We start from the raw sequence: 23,077 nt of genomic DNA, 5'->3' as shown, positions 1-23,077 counted from the left end.
ATTATTCGTACGGTAAACATTTTCTTTGTACATAAAGCCCTCGTGGTGCAACGGATAGCACGTAAGATTCCGGTTCTTAAAATGGGGGTTCGATTCCCTCCGAGGGCATAAGTTAAAGCGCTATAAACTTTGGTAATACAATGTTTATAGCGCTTTTTGTTTTGTGAAGTTCAAATAAATTACAAAAAATTTTAAATTTCATTAATCTTATTCATCAATTAGAGGCGAGTAGGTTTCTGTAGTATTATGCCCCCTAATCTGAATGATATTACTAGGTACAAAAAGCATTTATGAGATTATCGTTTCACGTAGATTTATTAAGAGTCAGTAATTTTTAGAATTGTTGAATAATTATACTAATTTATTCACTTAGGTATTAAAAAAATGTGAGAAATAATTAAATAAATAAAGAGATTTTATATAAAATTCAGTGTATATTATGAGCGAATATGTATTTTTTGTGTCAGATGGAAATTAAAATGCATAAATAGTGAATAGTAACTCGTATTGTGTAAAGATTTATGACTAAAAATACAATGTTACACGAATTGTGTAATAATAAATCTAAATAACTCTCATTTTTGGTCGTTCATGACAAGAATCGGACATTTCATTACATTTTTGGTTATACATTATGTTGATGTGTTAGAATTTTTTTCGTAACATAATCTATTACATAAAGGGAGAGGGAAAATGAAAAAACATCTTGTTGTTGCTTTATCTGCTTGCTTAGTTTTTGGTAATTTTGCGCCAGTAGTTTCATCTGCAAATGAGAGTGAGAAACCAATAATTTCCGAAGAAACTACTCCTGAAACAAATTTGGGTGTAGATTTAACTCCAGCTCCAAAAATGATGTTATTTGCTAATCAAACGGAGTCTGGTGGGTCTAAGTTTAAATATGTGTCTAGTGTAGTAGTGAACTTGAACTCTCTTGGAGTAAATAAGATGTATCAAGCAATTTATGTCGGTGGATTCGCTAAAATACCTCTGGGAAATGCAGTTGCGAAAGCAGTAGCTGGTGTGCTTGCACCTACACCATTCAAGCAATATAAGTACATGAAACAAACGATTTACAAAAGATCAGATAGTAAGTATCATTACTATAAAGTTATTGATGAATTTTCAAATAGTAAAACTACTTGGAAGGGTCCAGTTCAATCAACGATACAAAAAGTGAGGAGATAAAATGAATTACAAAAGATTAATTGGATATACAATATTTTACATAGTACTGCTAAGTTCGGTATTGTTATTCATGAAGACATTTAGTTTTTTTGTAGTAATTGTAGGAACTATCTGTTATATTTCAGCAATCTATCCATTAGCTAAAAAGAAAAAAGAGGAAATAAAAAAGTAATCGTATATTATTGATTGTAGTACATTATTATATAAGCTTTAACTCTTGATTTCATTATATTTAAAAAAGGCGACATTGTCCTCCGAGGGCATAAAAAAACATCTCACAATTGGCGAAAGCTCATTTGTAAGATGTTTTTATTTTTTATTTAAAAATCGTATTTTTTACTTTCCAATCTTCTAACTTAATAAAAACCCAGAAACCATAAATTCCGATAGTAATAATAGTTAGAAGTAACCATTTAATCCAATGTCCAAAAAGTCCAAAGGCTGATCCTTGGAATTTCAAACGTTTGCCTTCGATAACAGTATGATTAATTTTCCAACCATAAACCATGCATAAAGCCCATGGATAGCAAATCCCAATGGTACAAATCGTCACCAAAGTGCCAAGTATTGTCCAACCAATATATTGCAGTAAACCTCCATCGAAAAATGATGTTCTCCCGTTTCGTGTTTCAATGATGTGCTGTTCTTCCATTCTCTTACCAACTTCCTTTTTAATATTTATATAATCGCAATAACGTTTATACTAACTTTTTAAATGCCAAGATTGATATTACCATGTTTAGTAGAAGAGATAAATACCTTATTTAACTTTCTGCTAAAATTAGTCTACTTCAACCCAGCATTTTCTGGTAAAATATAAATCAGCAAGGGAGGCGCTTATTTTGGCTGCTAGTTTGAAAGAACGGTTAGAAAAAGAAGTAAGAACATATAGTGAAGATAATCATTTGAACGTTCAAACAATTGATTTTTTATATGCAGGACCTCATATGCGAGGACGCCACTCGCTTATTTTAGCCTTTACGGAAGCTGGGATTTTTACATTTGTTTTCAAATTAAGTGACGCAGAAATGCACTTTTTAGATGCAAAAACGATTCAACAAATTGCGCTAGTTAAAAAGAAATTGGTGTACCGTTTATTTATCCGTGCGGTAACAGAGGACGGCGAACTAGAAGAAGGAAAATATCTTGTAAGTAAACGAGTTCTAGGACGGAAATGGCACAAAGAAACTTTACAAAAATTAATTGATAAAAACATACAACTACTTACTACAAACAAATGAGAAAGGTGGGGTAATGATGGAAAAGAAACGAACTCGGGCAGAAGAACTAGGAATAACAAGAAGAAAAATTCTCGACACAGCGCGGGATTTATTCATGGAAAAAGGTTACCGGGCAGTGTCAACAAGAGAAATTGCTAAAATCGCCAAAATTACCCAACCAGCACTTTATCATCATTTTGAAGATAAAGAATCACTTTATATTGAAGTAGTTCGTGAACTGACGCAGAATATTCAGGTGGAAATGCATCCGATTTTACAATTGAATAAGCCGAAAGAAGAACAGTTACATGATATGTTGATTATGTTAATTGAAGAACATCCGACTAATATTTTACTAATGATTCACGATATTCTTAATGAAATGAAGCCGGAAAATCAGTTTTTACTATATAAGTTATGGCAACAAACATATTTAATGCCGTTTCAACAATTTTTTGAGCGCTTAGAAAATGCAGGAGAGTTGCGCGCAGGTGTCAGTGCTGAAACGGCCGCACGATACTGCTTGTCAACTATTAGCCCACTGTTTTCTGGTAAAGGTAGTTTCGCGCAAAAACAAACGACTACAGAACAAATCGATGAATTAATCAATTTAATGATGTTTGGTATTTGTAAAAAAGAGGTATAATTTAGCGTGCTTCTTTTTTTGGTGTTTCACTTATCATTTGATAAACGAAAAAATAAGCAAACTAAAGGGGGATTTATAATGAAAGATGGATTTTTAAGTAAAATAGCCAGTTTTGTAGGTGGCAAGAAAGGTCGATTTATAACACTAGGTATATGGATTATCGCTATTATAATTTTACAGTTTTTCTTTCCAAAAGCTGCTGATTACAAAGACGATGCAGCGAAAGATTTACCTAGTTCAGAGCCTTCAGTAGTTGCTCAAAAACTAATTGATGATAAATTTGCTGGGACAGACGGGACGCCCGCACTTATTACTTGGTATCGTTCAACTGGCTTAACAACAGCAGATTTAGCTAATATTCAAAAATACAGCAAAGAATTAACTAAAAACCCAGTTGACTTCCAAAAAATGGCAGTTCCATATGATAAAATGCCACCAGTTGCGTTAAAACAACAAGTTTCTAAAGATGGGACCACTTTTATTCAAACCGTTATTATGAAAGATAGTGCGACGTCAGATCAACTAGCTGAGAGCTTTAAACAACTCGAAACAACTGCTAAAGAAACGATTGGCGAAGATCCTTTTGCGAAGAAAGTGTCAGCTGATGACACACTAGTTGCTTGGACAACTGGGCCAGCTGGTATCAGTGTGGATGCGAGTGGATTATTTAAAGACGCAGATGTTTCCCTGTTAATTGGGACGGTTCTGCTTGTTCTAGTCTTTTTATTAGTTATTTATCGTTCGCCAATTTTGGCATTAATTCCTTTGATTGCAGTAGGGTTTGCTTATTTAGTAATTACGCCGATTCTTGGATTACTCGCAAAAGAAGGGATTATCACATACGGTTCACAAGGGCTCTCGATAATGACCGTATTACTATTTGGTGCCGGAACAGATTACTGTTTATTCTTGATTGCTAGATTCCGAAGCCATTTACACACTGAAAAAAATCGTTTCCAAGCATTTAAAGAAGCTTTTAGTGGGACAGCGGGGGCAATTGCGCTTAGTGGCTTGACTGTTATGGCGGCGTTACTTCTACTTTTAGCTGCCGAATACGGTTCGTTCCATAACTTTGCCGTACCTTTTAGTTTGGCGATTTTCATTATGATGATTTCTTCGTTAACACTTGTACCAGCGCTACTTGGCTTATTTGGTCGTGTTTCATTCTGGCCATTTATCCCAAGAACAATAGAAATGGAAGAAGCCCGTGCAAAGAAAAAAGGGAAAACACCGAAACACCACAAAGAAAACCGTTTTTGGCATAAAATTGGTGAAATGTCTGCAAAACATCCTGTGCGTATTTTGATTATTACTTTAATCATTCTAATTGGCTGTGGAATTTTCACGACTCAAGTCAAATATACGTATGATACACTTTCGACATTCCCAGAAGACATGCCATCTCGAGAAGGTTTCACACTAATTAGTGATCATTTTGGTGCGGGTATGCTCGCACCAATGGAAGTGGTTGTTAATTCCAAAGAATCAATGAAAAGTTCGCTTGAAAATGTGGATGGAGTAGCTTCGGTTACTGGGCCAGAACGAAGCAAGGGGTACCAAAAATACACACTTATTTTGAAAGACAATCCTTACAGCAATGAAGCAATGGATGTCGTACCAAAAGTTCGCGCCGCTGCTGATAAAGGCAATGATGTTTATATAGCCGGCCAAACAGCAACACAATATGATGACCGGGCAGTGACACAGCATGATGAAAAAGTGATTATCCCACTCGTGATTACCTTAATTGCCATTTTACTACTTTGTTATTTACGTTCGATTACAGCAATGCTTTACTTAGTGGCAACAGTTCTACTTTCATTCGTTGGAGCACTTGGACTTGGTTGGGTCATTATCCATTATGCAATGGGAGTAGAGGCTATTTCTGGCTTGATTCCACTATATGCCTTTGTCTTTATTGTGGCACTCGGGGAAGATTACAATATCTTTATGATTTCTAGTATTTGGAAAAACAGTAAGACAATGCCACTTCGAAAAGCCATTACAGAAGGTGTTGGTCAAACTGGTGGGGTCATCACTTCCGCAGGTTTAATTTTAGCGGGAACGTTTTGTGTTTTAACCACGCTGCCAATCCAGCTATTAGTACAATTCGGTTTAATTACTGCGATTGGTGTATTACTAGACACATTTATCGTTCGTCCATTCCTTGTTCCATCAATTACCGTACTCCTTGGAAAATGGGCATTTTGGCCAGGTAAACAACATAAAATGACAAAATAATAATGTCCTAAATAAACTTCTTGTCTATTCCTCTGAAAGGTATATAATAGATGTATCTAAAAGGAGGAACGACAGAAAATGAGAGTAATTGATACCCACTGTGATGCGCTTTATAAGTTACAGGCTGGAAAAGGAAAATACACTTTCCAAGATGCAGAAGAACTTGATGTGAATTTTGAACGGCTTATAGAAGCTAAAATGTTATTACAAGGATTCGCCATTTTTCTTGACGAAGAGGTTCCTGTTGAACATAAATGGAAGAAAGCAGTTGAGCAAGTTAATATTTTTAAACAACACGTTCTTCATAAAGGCGGAATGATTCAGCATGTGAAGAAATGGTGCGAATTAGAAAATCTGCCGGAAGATAAAATCGGTGCAATGTTAACATTAGAAGGCATTGAACCAATCGGACGTGACATAGATAAACTAACACAATTGCTTGATGGTGGTGTATTATCTGTCGGTTTAACTTGGAATAATGCTAACTTGGCAGCGGATGGTATTATGGAAGAACGCGGCGCAGGATTGACTCATTTTGGCAAAGAAATCATCCAGCTTTTAAATAAAAGAAAAGTATTCACAGATGTTTCGCATTTGAGTGTGAAAGCTTTTTGGGAAACTTTAGATGAAGCTGAGTTTGTTATTGCCAGCCATTCAAGCGCTAAAGCAATCTGCTCTCATCCAAGAAACTTAGATGATGATCAAATTAAAGCGATGATAGAGCATGATGCAATGATTGATGTTATTTTCCACCCGCTATTTACTACGAACTCCGGTGTGGCTGATATGGAAGATGTTATTCGCCATATTGATCATATTTGTGAACTTGGTGGATTGAAAAATATTGGTTTTGGCTCGGATTTTGATGGTATCCCAGATCATGTCAAAGGACTGGAACATGTCGGTAAGTACCAAAGCTTCCTCCAAACATTAGAGAAACACTATACGAAAGAAGAAGTAGAAGGATTTGCATCTCGCAATTTCTTAAACCATTTACCAAAATAAAAAAAGTCCAAGCACTCTAACTCGTGCTTGGACTTTTTTCAAATATAATGTGCTGTATTTTGAAAAATGGCATGTTATAATGAAGACTAGAAATGGAATATAATCCAGTTTGGTAGTAGTATCAGACTGATTTTTAATGGAGGTTTTAATGTGCGTTTAGAATCTAATTTCGTCCAAAAGCAACAACAAAAACAATCGCTGAAATTAAATATGACGCAACAATTGTCACAGTCTATTGCTATGCTTCAATTTGCGACAGCTGATTTAGTGGCATTTTTAGAAGATAAAGCACTCGAGAACCCATTAATAGAAGTGATTCCAGGCTCGGATTTTGCAACAGATTTTTCCTATAGTAGCCGTAAAAGCTCTGGAAGCTCTGATGATACAGATTGGTTAGAACAAATAGCCGATAATAAGCTGACGTTGGCCGATGCGCTAAAAGAACAGTTGCATTTAATGGATGTAACGCAAACCCAAAAAATTATTGTTTTATATTTAATAGAAAGTTTAAATGACAATGGTTATTTACAAATAGATTTAAAAGACGTCAGTGCAGCACTTCTGATGGACGATTCCAGTGTTTTAGAAGGACTTGAAATTTTACAAGGGATGGAACCTGCTGGCGTGGGAGCGAGGGATGCGAGAGAATGTATTTTACTACAAATCGAACGTTCGCCTGATGCTCCATATATTGCTTACGATGTCATCCAAAAATTCTTCACGGAATTCGCGGAGAAAAAATGGAAGAAAATCGCCTCAGAAATGGATGTAAGCTTGCAAGATATTCAAGAAGTTTCCGATTACATCCAAACATTAAATCCTAAACCTGGCTCTGAGTTTGAGTCAGAACGTGTCCAGTATGTAGTACCAGACTTAATTTTACTCCAACATGGAAATGAATTCACAGTATCTTTGGCAAAACAATTTCTACCACAAGTCAGGTTCCAAGAGGCTTATTATGAAACAATGCGAGCAACAGAAGAAAAAGACGTGGCCCAATTTCTCCGTGAAAAAGCGGGTGAATTTGATTGGATAAAAAAAGGAATTGAACAACGGGAAAATACATTACAAAGAGTTGGTGAGGCAATCGTAAGTCACCAAAAAGCCTATTTTCTCGACAATTCAGCCCATTTACAACCCCTAACTTTAAAAGAAGTGGCAGAAGAACTTGGGGTGCATGAGTCTACTGTAAGTCGTGCGGTAAATGGCAAATATATGGAAACAAATACCGGCGTGTACGAACTAAAACGCTTTTTTGCATCTGGTTTACAGAAAAAATCTTCGGAAAACGAAAATGTTGGCGACATCTCCAGTACAACGATTAAAAAACTAGTACAAGAATTCGTAGCAGCAGAAGACAAACTAAAACCACTTTCAGATCAAAAAATAGTTGATATGCTCGCAGAAAAAGAAATTCAAGTTTCAAGAAGAGCTATCGCTAAATATCGCTTGGAGTTAAATATTCCATCATCTTCCAAAAGAAAAAGATTTTAAAAGACATTTTTTGCCTCACAACTAGGCTGTGGGACAAAAAATGTCTTTTTAAAATAAAAAAATCAGCAAGAGCATGTTTCATTTTTAATAGACGTGGAAAACAACTAGTATAGCCTAGTTAGAAGTTTACATTTTAAAACTTAATTGTAAATTTCAGGTGAATATTTCATAAATGTCCCACTTAACACTTGAAGATTTGTGCCAAGACTGTTAGAATAGGGAACGTAGGGTAGTTAAAGAACATTAAAAAAAGATTCACCAGCGTAAGCAGAAAGAGAAGGGGTAAAAATCACATTGAGAGACACTTTGTTAACAAGCTGAAGTAGCTAGTTTAATAGTCTTGAAAGTTGTAAAAACCTCTATCTCTACTTTTTTTAGTTCTAACGGGACGCCAGATGACTAAGTGGGTCGTAAAGCGTCCAAAGATGAGGAGCAATTAAAAATGTCAGACTTAATTAACATTCAGAAAAAGTTATTGCCCGACGTTTTAATGATTATGCAAAAACGCTATCAAATCCTACGCTCGATATATTTTTCTGAACCAGTAGGAAGACGAACACTCGCCGGAATGTTAGGCATGAGTGAACGAGTCCTGCGCGGCGAAGTAGAATTTTTGAAAGCACAAGGTTTAGTAGAAATTGCTTCTTCCGGAATGACCGTTACAAAAGAAGGCTTGGTAGTTTTTCGTGATTTAGAAAATGTCATGAACCAGCTTTCAGGGTTACATTCAATGGAAGAACAATTAGCGAAAAAATTGCAAATCAAAAAATGCTTGGTAGTGCAAGGTGATAGCGATGATACACCATGGGTCCGCGAAGAAATGGGACGTGTGGCGGTAGAACAATTAGACATGGCACTCACCGAAAAAAGAAACATCGTCGCAGTTATGGGCGGCTCTACAATGGCAACTGTTGCCGAAATGATGACAACTGATTTCGCAAAAGGCAGAGAACTACTTTTCGTTCCCGGTCGTGGAGGTATTGGTGAAGACCTTGACAATCAAGCGAATACAATTTGTGATAAGATGGCAACAAAGACAAACACAAAACACCGTGTTCTCTATGTACCAGAACAACTTGGCGAAGAAGCCTATCGTTCTTTACTGAAAGAGCCGGCAATTCAAGAAGGCTTACGATTAGTACAATCCGCAAATGCTATTATTTTAGGCATAGGTGATGCGCTCGCGATGGCGAAACGCAGACATACCGGCGAAGATGTACTTGAAAAAATCATCCGTCGTAAAGCTGTTGGTGAAGCATTTGGTTATTATTTTGATGAACAAGGCGAGGTTGTACATAAGGTTCCTACATTCGGTCTTCAGTTCGAAGACTTAGCGCAAATCCCGCACATTATCGCTGTTGCAGGCGGTACATCAAAAGCCAAAGCAATCAAGTCGTATATGAAAAGCGCTCCAAAAAATACGATTTTAATCACGGATGAAGGAGCAGCAAAATCGCTTTTAAAAGGGAGTAATACCCTTTTGAAATAAAAAAAACACTATTTTCAAGGAGGAAATTGACTTATGACAGTTAAAGTTGGTATTAATGGTTTTGGACGTATCGGACGTCTAGCATTCCGTCGTATTCAAAATGTGGAAGGAATTGAAGTTGTTGCAATCAACGACTTAACAGACGCTAAAATGTTAGCTCACCTGTTAAAATATGATACAACTCAAGGCCGTTTCGACGGTGAAGTAGAAGTACATGATGGTTTCTTCAACGTAAACGGTAAAGAAGTTAAAGTATTAGCTAACCGTAACCCAGAAGAACTTCCATGGGGTGACCTAGGAGTAGACATCGTTCTAGAATGTACTGGTTTCTTCACAGCACAAGACAAAGCTGAATTACACATTAAAGCTGGCGCTAAAAAAGTTGTTATCTCCGCTCCAGCAACTGGCGACATGAAAACAATCGTTTACAATGTAAACCATGAAACATTAGACGGAACTGAAACAGTTATCTCTGGCGCAAGCTGTACTACTAACTGTTTAGCTCCAATGGCTAAAGTTTTAGAAGACAAATTTGGTGTTGTTGAAGGTCTAATGACTACAATTCACGCTTACACTGGTGACCAAAATACATTAGATGCTCCACATCCAAAAGGTGACTTCCGTCGTGCACGTGCTGCTGCCGAAAATATTATCCCTAATACAACTGGTGCTGCTAAAGCTATCGGTGAAGTATTACCAACACTTAAAGGTAAATTAGACGGAGCTGCTCAACGTGTTCCAGTTCCAACTGGTTCCCTTACTGAGTTAGTAACAGTTCTTGACAAAAAAGTTACTGTTGATGAAGTAAATGCAGCTATGGAAGCAGCTTCTGATCCAGAAACATTCGGTTACACTAGTGACCAAGTTGTTTCTTCTGACATCAAAGGTATGACTTTCGGTTCATTATTTGACGAAACTCAAACAAAAGTTCTTACAGTTGGCGATCAACAATTAGTTAAAACTGTAGCTTGGTACGATAACGAAATGAGCTACACTGCTCAATTAGTTCGTACTTTAGAATACTTTGCAAAAATCGCTAAATAATTAGCAGATTAATTTTACTGAAGTGCTAGTCACATCAGCAATAACAAGAATAAGCGGAGACACTATTGTTTCCGCTTATTTTCTGAAATAACGGGGGCGGCGACCCCAATCCTTTAAAATTAATGGAGGAACTCTAAATGGCTAAAAAAGTTGTAACTGATTTAGATTTAAAAAACAAAAAAGTTTTAGTTCGTGTTGACTTTAACGTGCCAATGAAAGACGGCAAAATCACTAACGACAACCGTATTGTAGCTGCACTTCCAACAATTGAGTACATCTTAGAACAAAACGGTAAAGCAATTCTATTTTCTCACCTTGGAAAAGTAAAAACAGAAGAAGATAAAGAAGGAAAATCTCTTCGTCCAGTAGCCGCTCGTTTAAGCGAATTACTTGGAAAAGAAGTGAAATTCGTTCCTACTACTCGTGGTCCAGAACTTGAAAAAGCAGTTGATGAGTTAAAAGACGGCGAAGTACTTCTTTTTGAAAATACACGTTTTGAAGATATTGATGGTAAAAAAGAAAGCAAAAATGATCCAGAACTTGGAAAATACTGGGCTAGCCTTGGCGACGTTTTCGTAAATGACGCTTTCGGTACTGCTCACCGTGCGCACGCGTCTAACGTTGGAATCGCTTCTAACTTAGAATCAGCGGCCGGATTTTTGATGGAAAAAGAAATTAAATTCATCGGCGGTGTAGTTGATAATCCAGCACGCCCACTAGTAGCAATCCTAGGTGGCGCAAAAGTTTCTGACAAAATCGGTGTTATCGAAAACTTACTTACAAAAGCAGACAAAGTACTTGTCGGCGGCGGAATGACTTTCACTTTCATGGCAGCTCAAGGTCAAGAAATTGGTAAATCTCTTTTAGAAGCAGATAAAGTTGAACTTGCTAAAGGCTTACTTGAAAAAGCTGGCGATAAATTAGTATTACCAGTTGATGCAGTTGTATCTAAAGAATTCAGTAACGATGCTCCTTTCCATACAGTGAGTGCAGATAGCATTCCAGCTGATGAAATGGGACTAGATATTGGTCAAGCTACAATTGACTTATTCACAAAAGAACTTCAAGGCGCTAAAACAGTTGTATGGAATGGTCCAATGGGCGTATTCGAACTTAGCAACTTCGCTAAAGGTACAATTGGCGTTTGTGAAGCTATTGCAAACTTAACTGATGCAACAACAATCATCGGTGGTGGGGATTCTGCAGCAGCAGCTATGGACTTAGGTTTTGCTGACAAATTCACACATATTTCCACTGGTGGCGGCGCATCTTTAGAGTATCTTGAAGGTAAAGAGCTTCCTGGAGTTGCTTCTATTAGCGACAAATAAGCTGAACCAAAAATAATTTTTAATATCGAGAGGATGTTTATCCAAATGCGTAAACCAATTATTGCTGGTAACTGGAAAATGAATAAAACTGCTGCAAAAGCAGGACAATTTGCAGAAGACGTAAAAAATAACGTGCCATCAAGCGATGCTGTTGAATCAGTAGTTGCTGCACCGGCTCTATTTTTACAAGAATTAGTTCGCCTTACTGAAGGAACTAATCTTCGCGTAGCTGCACAAAACTGTTATTTTGAAGACGAAGGTGCTTTCACTGGCGAAATTAGCCCGTTTGCACTTGCTGATTTAGGTGTTTCTTATGTTATTATCGGACACTCTGAACGTCGTGAGTATTTCCACGAAACAGACGAAGATATTAACAAAAAAGCACACGCAATCTTCAAACACGGCATGACACCAATCATTTGCTGTGGTGAAACATTAGACCAACGTGAAGCTGGTCAAACAGATACTTGGGTACGTGGTCAAATCCGTGCAGCTCTTGCTGGATTAACTGAAGAACAAGTAATCAAATCCGTTATTGCTTATGAACCAATTTGGGCAATCGGTACTGGGAAATCTTCCACAAGTGCTGATGCTAATGAAACTTGTGCAGTTATTCGTGCAGAAGTTGCTGACGCTGTATCTCAAAAAGCAGCAGACGCAGTTCGTATTCAATACGGCGGTAGCGTAAAACCTGAAAACATTGCTGATTATCTTGCAGAGTCCGACATTGACGGCGCTCTTGTAGGTGGAGCAAGCTTAGAACCAGCATCGTTCTTAGCATTATTGGAGGCAGTAAAATAAAATGAGTAAATCACCTGTAGCAATTATTATCCTCGATGGTTTTGGTAAACGTGCAGAAACAGTAGGTAATGCTGTAGCTCAAGCAAACAAACCAAATTTCGACCGTTATTGGGCTAATTTTCCTCACGGGGAACTTAAAGCTGCCGGCCTTGATGTTGGTCTTCCAGAAGGTCAAATGGGTAACTCTGAAGTTGGCCATACAAACATCGGAGCTGGACGTATTGTCTACCAAAGCTTAACTCGTATTGATAAAGCTATTGAAGAAGGCGAATTCCAAGAGAACAAAGCCCTAAACAATGCTTTCACTCATACAAAAGAAAACAACTCGGACCTACATCTTTTCGGTTTACTATCAGACGGCGGCGTGCATAGTCACATTAATCACCTCGTTGCACTTTTAGAAACTGCAAAAGATAAAGGCGTGAAAAACGTTTATATCCATGCATTCCTTGATGGACGTGACGTGGCTCCACAATCTTCACTAGAATATTTAGAAACACTAGAAAAAGCTATTAGTGACTTAAACTATGGTGCAATTGCTACTGTTTCTGGACGTTTCTACGCGATGGATCGTGATAAACGCTGGGAACGTGTTGAAAAAGCATATAAAGCAATCGTAAGCGCTGAAGGTGAAAAATTTGAAGATCCAATCGAACTTGTCAAAGCTTCTTATGCTAACGACAAAAATGATGAATTCGTTGTTCCTGCTATCATTACTAAAGATGGCAAACCTGTTGCAACAGTTAAAGACAACGATGCAGTTATTTTCTTCAATTTCCGTCCTGACCGTGCGATCCAGCTTTCTAATGCATTTACTGATAAAGAATGGGATCATTTCGACCGCGGGGCTAACCACCCTAAAAACATCAAGTTCGTTACAATGACTCTTTACAACCCAAGCGTTGATGCTGAAGTTGCTTTTGAGCCAATTGAAATGAAAAATGTTATCGGCGAAGTACTTTCTAATGAAGGTTTGTCGCAACTGCGTATCGCTGAAACAGAAAAATATCCACACGTAACATTCTTTATGAATGGTGGACGAAATGAAGAATTCCCTGGTGAAAACCGGATTCTAATCAATTCGCCAAAAGTAGAAACATACGATTTAAAACCTGAAATGAGTGCATATGAAGTAACAGATGCGCTTGTTGAAGACATTAAAAACGACAAACACGATGCGATCATCTTAAACTTCGCTAATCCAGATATGGTTGGACATTCAGGTATGCTTGAGCCAACTATTAAGGCAATCGAAGCAGTAGATGAAAATCTTGGTCGTGTAGTAGACCTTATTTTAGAAAAAGGTGGCTCAGCTATTATCTTTGCTGACCATGGTAACTCTGAAACAATGTCTACTCCAGAAGGAAAACCGCACACTGCGCACACTACCGTTCCAGTTCCAGTAATTGTAACGAAAAAAGGTGTAACGCTTCGTGAAGGTGGTCGTCTGGCTGACGTTGCGCCAACAATGCTTGATTTACTTGGCGTTAAAAAACCTGCCGAAATGACAGGCGAAAGTTTAATTCAAAAATAATTTTAGTTATTACTTTAGTTTTTTTGCAAACAGAGCTACAATAAAAACGAATTTAAAAACGGATGGGTCTTTGATTTGAAGTGAATATCTTGTTCATTTCGTTCAATTAATCCCAACAAAGGAGAGAATTATAAATGTCTATTATTACTGAAGTTTATGCTCGCGAAGTCTTAGATTCCCGCGGTAACCCAACTGTTGAGGTTGAAGTTTATACTGAAGCTGGCGCGTTTGGTCGCGCATTAGTTCCAAGTGGTGCTTCAACTGGTGAATACGAAGCTGTAGAATTACGCGACGGCGACAAAGCTCGTTACCTTGGAAAAGGTGTTTTAAAAGCTGTTGAAAACGTAAACGACATTATTGCTGACAAAATTATCGGTTTTGACGTAACTGACCAAATCGGAATTGACAAAGCAATGATCGAACTTGATGGTACACCTAACAAAGGTAAATTAGGTGCTAACGCTATTCTTGGTGTTTCTTTAGCTGCTGCTCGTGCTGCTGCTGACGAACTAGGCGTACATTTATATGAATATCTTGGCGGAGTGAACGGTAAAGTTCTTCCAGTTCCAATGATGAACATCCTTAACGGCGGAGAACATGCTGATAACAATGTCGACGTTCAAGAATTTATGGTAATGCCTGTTGGAGCTCCAAACTTTAAAGAAGCTCTACGTATGGGTGCTGAAATCCTACATGCACTTAAAGCTGTTCTTAAAGGTAAAGGCTTAAACACTGGTGTTGGTGATGAAGGTGGATTCGCTCCTAACCTTAAATCCAACGAAGAAGCTCTTGAAACAATCATGCAAGCAATTAAAGATGCTGGTTACAAACCTGGCGAAGAAGTTAAACTTGCGATGGATGCTGCATCAAGTGAGTTCTATAACCGCGAAACTGGTAAATATGAACTTAAAGGTGAAGGCGTAACTCGTACTTCTGAAGAAATGGTAACTTGGTATGAAGAAATGATTACTAAATACCCAATCATCTCTATTGAAGATGGCCTAGACGAAAACGACTGGGACGGATTCAAATTACTTACAGAACGTATTGGTGACCGCGTTCAATTAGTAGGTGACGATCTATTTGTAACTAACACAACTAAACTTAAAGAAGGTATCGAAAAAGGTATCGCTAACTCCATCCTAATCAAAGTTAACCAAATCGGTACTTTGACTGAAACATTGGATGCAATTGAAATGGCTAAACGCGCTGGCTACACTGCAGTTATCTCTCACCGTTCTGGTGAAACAGAAGATTCCACAATCGCTGACATTGCAGTAGCTACAAACGCTGGTCAAATCAAAACTGGTGCGCCTACTCGTACTGACCGTGTTGCAAAATATAACCAATTACTCCGCATCGAAGACAATTTGGCTGATCTTGCTGAATATCATGGTAACGACACTTTCTACAACTTAAAAAAATAAGTTGATTGAATAAAACGCTAAACTCCGCGAAAAGTAACATTTTCGCGGAGTTTTTTCTGTTTTAAAAATAGATAGAGGGGTAATGATTTGGAAGAGGAGGTAATGCTGATGAAAGTAAAAAATAGTCAGGCCTCAAAAGTGCTCGAAACTCCAAAAATCAAAGACGCTGTGGTGCATGAAAAAAGCCACCCCTTAGCCGAAAAGCGCTCTGTACCAAAGAAAATTATTGATGCAGACGTACCGCAACAACAATACCATCGTAGACTTATGAAATAAATAGTGCGCCTGATTCTAGCTTGATTAGAATCAGGCGTATTTTAATATATTAGAAGCATTTTTATATGAAATCAAGTATAATCAGGTGTAAAATAAGAGTATTAGAAGTCTCGAGCAAGGAGAAATGCTTTATGATAACAAAAATCAATGGAATTAACTTGTTTTATCAAATATACGGGACTGGCGAACCGATTCTTCTTATCCACGGGAATGGTCAAAGTCACCGTTCCTTAAAACGAATTATTGATGACTTAGCACTTGATCATCAAGTAATCGCTGTAGATAGTCGCGCACACGGTAGAAGTGACGCAGGAAATATGCCGCTTGATTTTGAAATAATGGCTCTCGATATGCTTTCATTACTCGATTTTTTGAAAATTGATAAATATAAAGTCGTTGGTTATAGCGACGGTGGTATTGTTGCTCTTGTCATGGGTAAAATGCAACCAAAACGTCAAATCGCCTCTGTCGTTATTGGCACAAATTATCATGTAAACCAAATCCGCTTTTTACCAGATTTGTTTTGCCGCGTTGCTTATGGAGCTACAGTTCTCTTAGCTCCGTTCAGTCGTTTTTTTGAACGTATGAAACAACAACTTGCTTTAACGATCTATCATCCACACATGTCAGAAGCAGATTTAAAGAAAATAAGCGCACCACTTTTGGCTGTTGTTGGTGAATACGATTTGATTTCTTCTAAAGATACGAAGAAAATGGTACATTCTGTTCAACACGGCGAAATGGTTATTGTTAGAAATGGGCTTCATTATTTACCTAGGCAAAAACCAAAACAATTGTTACGATTAATTCATACTTTCTTTTCCAATTTAAGCGCGGAAATTCACAAATAGAAACACCTTAAAACCCTTTAATACCAACGTGTTTGAGGGGTGTGAAAAAAGTATTTGACAAGTTCCTTGGATAGCGTTAATATTGGTCTATTGGTCAGAACTCAAAAGGTAGCTTATTTAGTTCAGATGGGCTACAATAGAGTGGATTATAAAAGTGATGATATTAGGAGGATTGCGTAAAAATGAGTGCGGATCGTAGCTTTACGTTAAAAGCGGGAAATCGTGCTGTTTTGCTCTTGCATGGCTTTGCAGGGACTACAGAAGACGTAAGAGAACTTGGAGAAACTCTAGCAGAAAATGGATACACAGTACATGCACCAAACTTCAGAGGTCACGGGGATGAACCCGCTATTTTCTTGAAAACAACACCGGAAATGTGGTATGAAGATGCGGTGGCTGGATATCGTCAACTTGAAAAAGACGGATATAATGAAATTGCAATTGTCGGTGTGGCAATGGGCGGTGTTTTTGCGCTTAAAATGGCAGAATCGTTTTCACCAAAAGCGATTGTTCCTTTATGCGCCAATGTAAACCGTAAAATGCGCTATATCCCAATCGAAAACTATTTAACTAAACAATTAAAGAAACAAGGTATAGTAGAACAAGAAGCAGATGATATGTTAAAAAACTACCTTCCTGAAATAGACGTAATGACGGAAGCACGTGCTACTTTCTACAAAAATGTTGCGCGTGATATTGAAAAGATTCATGTGCCAACGATGATTGGTCAAGGCTGCCAAGACGAAGAAATCGACGCAGATAACGCCAATTATATCTTCAAACACATTCATACAAATGATAAACAACTGTGCTTCTACGCAGGTTCAGGTCACGATATTGTGAACGACTGTGAAAAAGATATTTTAGAAGAAGACTTGATTTACTTCTTAGACGATCTAGTTTGGCTTGAGGAAAAAGTTGTTTAACTATTGTATAGAAACAAACCTTTACGTATAATACCAAATATGGTAAAATTAACCTTAGTCAAATTGGGCGGTTTTAGGAGGAAAGAACAATGAGTACAGTTTTAACGGTCTTACTCATCATCGTATCAGTACTGTTAATTACAGTTATCATACTTCAACCAGGTAAAAGTGCTGGCTTATCCGGCGCCATCTCTGGTGGAGCTGAGCAATTATTCGGTAAGCAAAAAGCAAGAGGACTAGAACTTATTCTACATCGTACAACCATCGTTCTATCCATTGTTTTCTTCGCAATACTAATTGCACTGGCATATTTTGTACAGTAACGAGATGTTAACCACCTGAATGAAAATTTAGGTGGTTTTTTATTATTGTAGTTCTCCAGAAGCGTAGTCCGCTTCCCTAGAACTACAATACAAGGCGTAACGAAGTGGAGCGTTGTTTCCATTAAAAAAGTGGACGAACAACACAAAAAGGGGAGCACAAATTTTTAAGTTCAACAAATCCCCTAGAACTCCAATACAAGGCGTAACAAGGTGGAGTATTGTTTTCCATAAAAAAGTGGACGAACAACACAAAAAGGGGAGCACAAATTTTTAAGTACAACAAATCCCCCTAAAACTCCAACAAAAACAACACCCACCCCAGATCAACCAAAACTCCAAAAAGAACCAAGGAGCGATATTTACTATGAAAATAACACCACCACAACCATTTTTATTCGAAAAAGGCAAAAGAGCAGTGTTACTCTTACACGGTTTCACAGGTAGCTCAGCGGATGTAAGAATATTAGGTAGGTTTTTACAAGAAAACAATTACACTTGCTATGCGCCTCAATACAGAGGCCACGGCGTATCACCAGACCTACTACTAAAAACAGGACCAAACGACTGGTGGGAAGATGTTCTTAAAGCCTATGATCACCTAAAATCACTCGGTTACACGGAAATCGCTGTAGCAGGACTTTCGCTCGGTGGACTTTTTTCACTAAAATTAGGTTTTTCTAGGCCGTTAAAGGGAATTATAGCCATGAGTACTCCAACAAGAATGGACAGCTCATCGCCAATAATTCAAGGCTTTTTAGATTATGTGCGTAATTATAAAAAATTAGAAGGTAAAACGCCTGAACAAATCGATGCAGAAATGGTCGCCTATAAAGACGCGCCAATGAATACTATCGCTAAACTAAAAGATGAAATTAATGGCGTCGTTTCTGAAATAGATATGATTTATGCACCAATCATGGTCGTTCAAGGTGAAAAAGACGATATGGTTGATGTGAGCGGGGCACAGCTGATTTATGATACAGTAGAATCAACAAAGAAAGAGTTACACTGGTTTAAAGAATCTGGTCATGTCATCACATTAGACAAAGAAAGAAAAGACGTAAACCAAGCGATTTTAACATTTTTAGATAGCTTAGATTGGCAAGAATAAACAATTTTTAAAACAGAGAGAGGAGGGACAGAAGTGGAACAAAAACAAATGGAAGAAAAAATTATGAATCTATTAACTTCAGCGCCTGATAAAACATTTGCGCTAGAAGATTTAGAAATAGAAATAGCTTTAAACAATGCGGATGACTTTAAATTAATGGTGAAAGCTTTAGTAAAACTGGAAGATTCCGGAACTATTGTCCGCTCAAGGAAGAATCGGTATGCATTACCAGAAAAAATGGACTTAGTAAAAGGAACATTTCGCGCACATGAACGAGGTTTTGGCTTTGTTCTCCCGGAAGAGAAAGAAATGGACGATATTTTTATCCCGCCAAATGAAGTTAAAGATGCAATGAACGGTGATTTAGTTTTTGCGACGATCACGAAACGTAAAGGCGATAATTTGGCAGAAGGTACGATTAAGAAAATTGTCGAACGGAAGACAACACAAATCGTCGGAACTTATATGGAAGACTTAGCTGGTACTCCAATTGTGATGCCAGATGATAAACGACTTTTCGGTGAAGTGGAAATTGATTTAGAGGATGGCTTAAAACCGGTAGACGGTCATAAAGTTATCGTTGAATTGACGGAATATGCAACTGGGCATGCGCGTGCAAGAGGGGTTGTTAAATCAATCATCGGTCACCGCAATGACCCAGGTGTGGATATTTTATCGATTATTCATAAACACGGTATTTCAATCGGGTTCCCGGAAGAAGTAATGGAGCAAGTAAGTAAAGCACCCGATGTGGTTGATGATTCAGATATTGGTAATCGTCGCGATCTTCGTGACCAAATGATAATTACAATTGACGGGGCAGACGCCAAAGACTTGGATGATGCAGTTACTGTCAAACAATTACCAAATGGCAACTGGAAGCTAGGCGTGCATATTGCAGACGTAACGCATTATGTAACAGAAGGCTCGCCACTTGATAAAGAAGCGCAAGACCGCGGAACAAGTGTTTATTTGGTCGACCGAGTAATTCCAATGTTGCCACATAAACTTTCGAATGGCATTTGCTCACTTAACCCACAAGTAGACCGTTTTACAATGAGTTGTGAAATGGAAATTGACCAAGAGGGCCACGTAGTTAATCATGAAATTTTTGAAAGTATTATTAAAACAACGGAACGAATGACTTATACAGACGTTAATGATATTTTAGTTGAAAAAGACGAAGCATTGCGTGAAAAATATGCGCCAATCGTTCCAATGCTTGAAGCGATGCAACATTTGGCTGAAATCCTTCGCCGTAAACGTGAAAAACGTGGCGCGATTGATTTTGATTTCAAAGAAGCACGTGTAGTCGTTGATGAAGAAGGTCATCCAGAAGCAGTCGTTATGCGCGAACGTTCAGCGGGAGAGCATTTGATTGAAGAATTTATGCTTGCTGCGAATGAAACAGTTGCAGAACATTTTCACTGGATGGATGTACCATTTATTTATCGTATTCATGAAGATCCAAAAGAAGACAAATTAGCACGTTTCTTTGAATTTATTACTAATTTTGGCTTAATTGTCAAAGGAACTGCCAATGATATTCACCCAGCTGCCTTACAACAAGTACTAGAAGAAGTAAAAGGTAAACCGGAAGAGATGGTTGTTTCGACTGTAATGCTACGTTCGATGCAACAAGCGAAGTATGATACAGTGAGCGCGGGACACTTTGGCTTGTCTACTGATTTTTATACACATTTCACGTCGCCAATTCGTCGTTATCCGGATTTAATCGTTCATAGGCTTATTAGAGAATATTTAATAAACGGGGATGTTCGTCCAGAAACTTTAGAAAAACGCGCTGAGGAGCTTCCTGAGATTGCTGAACATAGCTCAAAAATGGAGCGACGTGCAGTAGAAGCTGAACGTGAAACTGACGAACTGAAGAAAACTGAGTTCATGGTCGATAAAGTGGGCGAACGATTCATCGGAATTATTAGCTCTGTAACCAATTTTGGTTTATTTATTGAACTTCCGACCACAATTGAAGGTTTAGTCCATGTGAGCGCAATGAAAGGCGATTACTTCAAATTCCACCAAAATCAATTAGCGATGATTGGCGAAAGAACAGGCCAAATTTATCGTATTGGTGATGAAGTGGAAGTAGAAGTAACTAAAGTCGACGTAGATGCTCGTGAAATCGATTTTGCTCTTCGTAGTGAAGGCAAACCAGGTCCGGTGAGCGATAAACAAAAACGTCAACGTGAAAAACCGATTGATAAAACTAGAAACTTTAAGAGTAACCAAAAAAAAGGTCGTAACAAACGTAGAACTGGTAAATCAGAAGACGTGAAACCAAAATCAGAACGTAAAGAAGACGAATGGTATACAAAACCTAAAAAGAAAAAGAAGAAAAAACCTTTTTATCAAGGTGTAGCAAAAGAAAGCCCGAAGAAGAAAAAACGTCGCTAGAAAGGATGGGGAGTTATGCCAAAAGGTGATGGTAAACTAGTCGCGCAAAATAAAAAAGCGCGCCACGATTACGCAATTGAAGAAACTTTTGAGGCTGGCATTGTCCTGCAAGGTACTGAAATCAAATCCGTCAGAAACGCACGGGTAAACTTAAAAGATTCCTATGCACGTATCGACAAAGGGGAAATTTTCTTACACAATATGCACATTAGTCCATATGAACAAGGGAACCGCTACAATCATGATCCACTAAGAACGCGCAAGTTGCTCTTACATAAGAAGCAAATCAGCCGTTTAATTGGAGAAACGAAAGAGTCCGGTTATTCGATTGTTCCACTAAAAATGTATATTAAAGATGGCTACGCAAAAGTACTCATCGGTGTAGCTCGAGGTAAAAAGAAATACGATAAACGCCAAGACTTAAAACAAAAAGAAGCAAAACGTGATATTGAACGCGCCTTTAAAGAGCGCCAACAATAAAAGCCTGAATCTAGTCATTCAACAACAGTTGAAGAAGCTAGATTTAGGCTTTTTTTATATGTCTATTTTTGTAAATTCATTCAAAGAGAGGTTATGCATCTCATCATGAAGAAAATAATCGATTTCATTTTTAATCCCGCTTAAAATACGTTCTTCTTCAAGCACTTTAGCCACTCTGAGCGCTCGTTGCATAAAGTGTTTACCTTTTTGTTTTTCACCTAGCTTATACAGAACAATTCCTTTTTTCGCAACAGCCATGCAAAATTGTAAGTAATAATGGTTATGCTTAGCGATTTTAATAGATAATTCAATGTAGTGCAAAGCTAGTTCATATTTTTCGTCCAAAATTAAATAAGTAGCACGATTAACATGAAGAGAAATCTCAATCGAAAGTGTTGGATATAAGTAACGATATTTTTTAAGTTGAGAAATAAGACGATTTACAATATGTTGAGCAGTTTCATTTTCAAAAATAAAGAAAATATTTCTTAATATTAATATGTCATTCCAAAATAATTCATCAGCTTCCGAAAGCCTGTCCCAAATGTAGGTTACTTTCTTTCGAGCAAGTTTAAAATTATGTTCTTTTTCAGCTAGTAAAATGCCTTCAAGTGAGGCTTTAATGTCAGAGATAAAAATATCGTTGTGGGTTTCTAAGTAGTCGTCGCATTTGGAAATAACATTAAGTATCATATCTGTTTCTGAGGAGGTAATAATCTTGGAGTATAGATAAAGGATATTTTCTTTTGGAGAAGGTGTAAAGTCTCGTTTTATAAATTCAAATTCTTCTAACGTCATATTGAAATTAAGTAAGATTTGAATAAAACGGTCCATACTAGGCATGATTTTATTATTCTCGATTTTTTGATAATTAGAGCGACTGAGAGCATTTGTACAGGCCTCTTGTTGTGTTAAGTTTTTACTTTTCCGAATAAATTTTAATGTATCACCAATATTTTGCATAAAACTCAGCTCCATTTGTTCAAATTTGATGCTTTTTAATTTTATGTAAGATTTGTGAGTTAGTATTTCTGTATAGATGAAAAAGGAGGGAGAAGACATGTTAACTTTGTTCAAAAGTATTAACTGGTTGTTTTAAAGTTTTTTAAGCAAGGTCTTCTGATGAACGCAATTATTGTTTTTCCATGAAGAATGGTCTGGCATAGTTGCGTTTTTTTGTAGGATTATTAGTAATTTGAACTTTTTTAGTGTATCTGTGAAAGAATTATAACATTATGTGATTATTTCTACAATCATAGATATGCAAAAATTAATAATTTT

The 23,077-nt window shown here is 37.5% G+C and carries 21 protein-coding genes and 1 tRNA gene; 20 read left to right on the top strand and 2 right to left on the bottom strand.

Features of this window, described 5'->3' with window-relative positions; all coding sequences use genetic code 11:
- Positions 1–36: 36 nt before the first annotated feature.
- Together PQQ29_RS12485 and PQQ29_RS12480 are read left to right on the top strand one after the other, a co-directional pair.
- Positions 37–108, top strand: a tRNA-Arg gene (locus PQQ29_RS12485).
- 585 nt (positions 109–693) lie between these two features.
- Positions 694–1,185, top strand: a complete 492-nt coding sequence (locus tag PQQ29_RS12480) for a hypothetical protein (RefSeq protein ID WP_153648594.1) — start codon at positions 694–696, stop codon at positions 1,183–1,185.
- A gap of 316 nt (positions 1,186–1,501) precedes the next feature.
- Here the strand turns inward: PQQ29_RS12480 and PQQ29_RS12475 are convergent, their stop codons facing one another.
- A complete protein-coding gene (locus tag PQQ29_RS12475) occupies positions 1,502–1,837 on the bottom strand; it encodes a YjgN family protein (RefSeq protein ID WP_003772372.1) in 336 nt (111 codons plus the stop codon).
- A 190-nt stretch (positions 1,838–2,027) separates the two neighbouring features.
- Here PQQ29_RS12475 and PQQ29_RS12470 point away from each other — a divergent pair, with 190 nt between their 5' ends.
- The 18 genes from PQQ29_RS12470 to smpB all read left to right on the top strand — a co-directional run bounded on the left by PQQ29_RS12470 (position 2,028) and on the right by smpB (position 21,796).
- The gene (locus PQQ29_RS12470) at positions 2,028–2,426 is read left to right on the top strand and encodes a hypothetical protein (RefSeq protein WP_003772373.1); all 399 of its coding nucleotides are present in this window, start codon (positions 2,028–2,030) and stop codon (positions 2,424–2,426) included.
- A gap of 16 nt (positions 2,427–2,442) precedes the next feature.
- A complete protein-coding gene (locus tag PQQ29_RS12465) occupies positions 2,443–3,051 on the top strand; it encodes a TetR/AcrR family transcriptional regulator (RefSeq protein ID WP_010991256.1) in 609 nt (202 codons plus the stop codon).
- Between the two features lie 78 nt (positions 3,052–3,129).
- On the top strand, positions 3,130–5,292 hold the full coding sequence (locus tag PQQ29_RS12460) for an MMPL family transporter (protein WP_187983862.1): 2,163 nt from the start codon (positions 3,130–3,132) through the stop codon (positions 5,290–5,292).
- Between the two features lie 78 nt (positions 5,293–5,370).
- Complete coding sequence (locus PQQ29_RS12455) at positions 5,371–6,297, top strand: dipeptidase (protein ID WP_003772380.1); 927 nt, start codon at positions 5,371–5,373, stop codon at positions 6,295–6,297.
- A gap of 150 nt (positions 6,298–6,447) precedes the next feature.
- A complete protein-coding gene (rpoN, locus tag PQQ29_RS12450; RefSeq protein ID WP_003763875.1) occupies positions 6,448–7,791 on the top strand; it encodes an RNA polymerase factor sigma-54 in 1,344 nt (447 codons plus the stop codon).
- A 442-nt stretch (positions 7,792–8,233) separates the two neighbouring features.
- Positions 8,234–9,280 (top strand): sugar-binding transcriptional regulator, encoded by a 1,047-nt coding sequence (locus tag PQQ29_RS12445; RefSeq protein ID WP_003727920.1) that lies wholly within the window; start codon positions 8,234–8,236, stop codon positions 9,278–9,280.
- 33 nt (positions 9,281–9,313) lie between these two features.
- Positions 9,314–10,324 (top strand): type I glyceraldehyde-3-phosphate dehydrogenase, encoded by a 1,011-nt coding sequence (gene gap / locus PQQ29_RS12440; RefSeq protein WP_003726583.1) that lies wholly within the window; start codon positions 9,314–9,316, stop codon positions 10,322–10,324.
- A gap of 137 nt (positions 10,325–10,461) precedes the next feature.
- On the top strand, positions 10,462–11,652 hold the full coding sequence (locus PQQ29_RS12435) for a phosphoglycerate kinase (protein WP_003772388.1): 1,191 nt from the start codon (positions 10,462–10,464) through the stop codon (positions 11,650–11,652).
- A gap of 45 nt (positions 11,653–11,697) precedes the next feature.
- Positions 11,698–12,453: a triose-phosphate isomerase gene (gene tpiA / locus PQQ29_RS12430; RefSeq protein ID WP_003726581.1), complete on the top strand. Its 756-nt coding sequence runs from the start codon at positions 11,698–11,700 to the stop codon at positions 12,451–12,453.
- 1 nt (position 12,454) lies between these two features.
- Positions 12,455–13,987 (top strand): 2,3-bisphosphoglycerate-independent phosphoglycerate mutase, encoded by a 1,533-nt coding sequence (gene gpmI / locus PQQ29_RS12425; RefSeq protein WP_160464775.1) that lies wholly within the window; start codon positions 12,455–12,457, stop codon positions 13,985–13,987.
- Between the two features lie 134 nt (positions 13,988–14,121).
- Complete coding sequence (gene eno, locus PQQ29_RS12420) at positions 14,122–15,414, top strand: phosphopyruvate hydratase (RefSeq protein ID WP_003727923.1); 1,293 nt, start codon at positions 14,122–14,124, stop codon at positions 15,412–15,414.
- 102 nt (positions 15,415–15,516) lie between these two features.
- Entirely contained in the window at positions 15,517–15,690 is a 174-nt protein-coding gene (locus PQQ29_RS12415) for a hypothetical protein (protein ID WP_010991252.1), read from the top strand.
- A gap of 131 nt (positions 15,691–15,821) precedes the next feature.
- Positions 15,822–16,541 carry an alpha/beta fold hydrolase gene (locus tag PQQ29_RS12410; RefSeq protein ID WP_010991251.1) on the top strand — a complete coding sequence of 240 codons (720 nt, stop codon included), beginning with the start codon at positions 15,822–15,824 and terminating at the stop codon, positions 16,539–16,541.
- A gap of 182 nt (positions 16,542–16,723) precedes the next feature.
- Positions 16,724–17,467, top strand: coding sequence for an alpha/beta hydrolase (locus tag PQQ29_RS12405; RefSeq protein ID WP_003763862.1), 744 nt, complete (start codon positions 16,724–16,726; stop codon positions 17,465–17,467).
- Between the two features lie 89 nt (positions 17,468–17,556).
- Positions 17,557–17,790 (top strand): preprotein translocase subunit SecG, encoded by a 234-nt coding sequence (gene secG, locus PQQ29_RS12400; RefSeq protein WP_003739713.1) that lies wholly within the window; start codon positions 17,557–17,559, stop codon positions 17,788–17,790.
- A gap of 364 nt (positions 17,791–18,154) precedes the next feature.
- The gene (locus tag PQQ29_RS12395) at positions 18,155–18,901 is read left to right on the top strand and encodes an alpha/beta hydrolase (protein ID WP_003769179.1); all 747 of its coding nucleotides are present in this window, start codon (positions 18,155–18,157) and stop codon (positions 18,899–18,901) included.
- A 33-nt stretch (positions 18,902–18,934) separates the two neighbouring features.
- Complete coding sequence (gene rnr, locus PQQ29_RS12390; protein ID WP_112120051.1) at positions 18,935–21,316, top strand: ribonuclease R; 2,382 nt, start codon at positions 18,935–18,937, stop codon at positions 21,314–21,316.
- 15 nt (positions 21,317–21,331) lie between these two features.
- Complete coding sequence (gene smpB / locus PQQ29_RS12385) at positions 21,332–21,796, top strand: SsrA-binding protein SmpB (protein WP_003723350.1); 465 nt, start codon at positions 21,332–21,334, stop codon at positions 21,794–21,796.
- Positions 21,797–21,850: 54 nt separating this feature from the next.
- Here smpB and PQQ29_RS12380 read toward each other — a convergent pair whose 3' ends face one another.
- Positions 21,851–22,759 carry a helix-turn-helix domain-containing protein gene (locus PQQ29_RS12380; RefSeq protein WP_010991248.1) on the bottom strand — a complete coding sequence of 303 codons (909 nt, stop codon included), beginning with the start codon at positions 22,757–22,759 and terminating at the stop codon, positions 21,851–21,853.
- Between the last annotated feature and the right edge of the window lie 318 nt (positions 22,760–23,077).

The sequence above is a fragment of the Listeria innocua genome, assembly GCF_028596125.1.
GTDB classification, from domain to species: domain Bacteria; phylum Bacillota; class Bacilli; order Lactobacillales; family Listeriaceae; genus Listeria; species Listeria innocua.
Note: the sequence above shows the minus strand (reverse complement) of the source record. Positions and strands in the feature narration are given on the sequence as shown.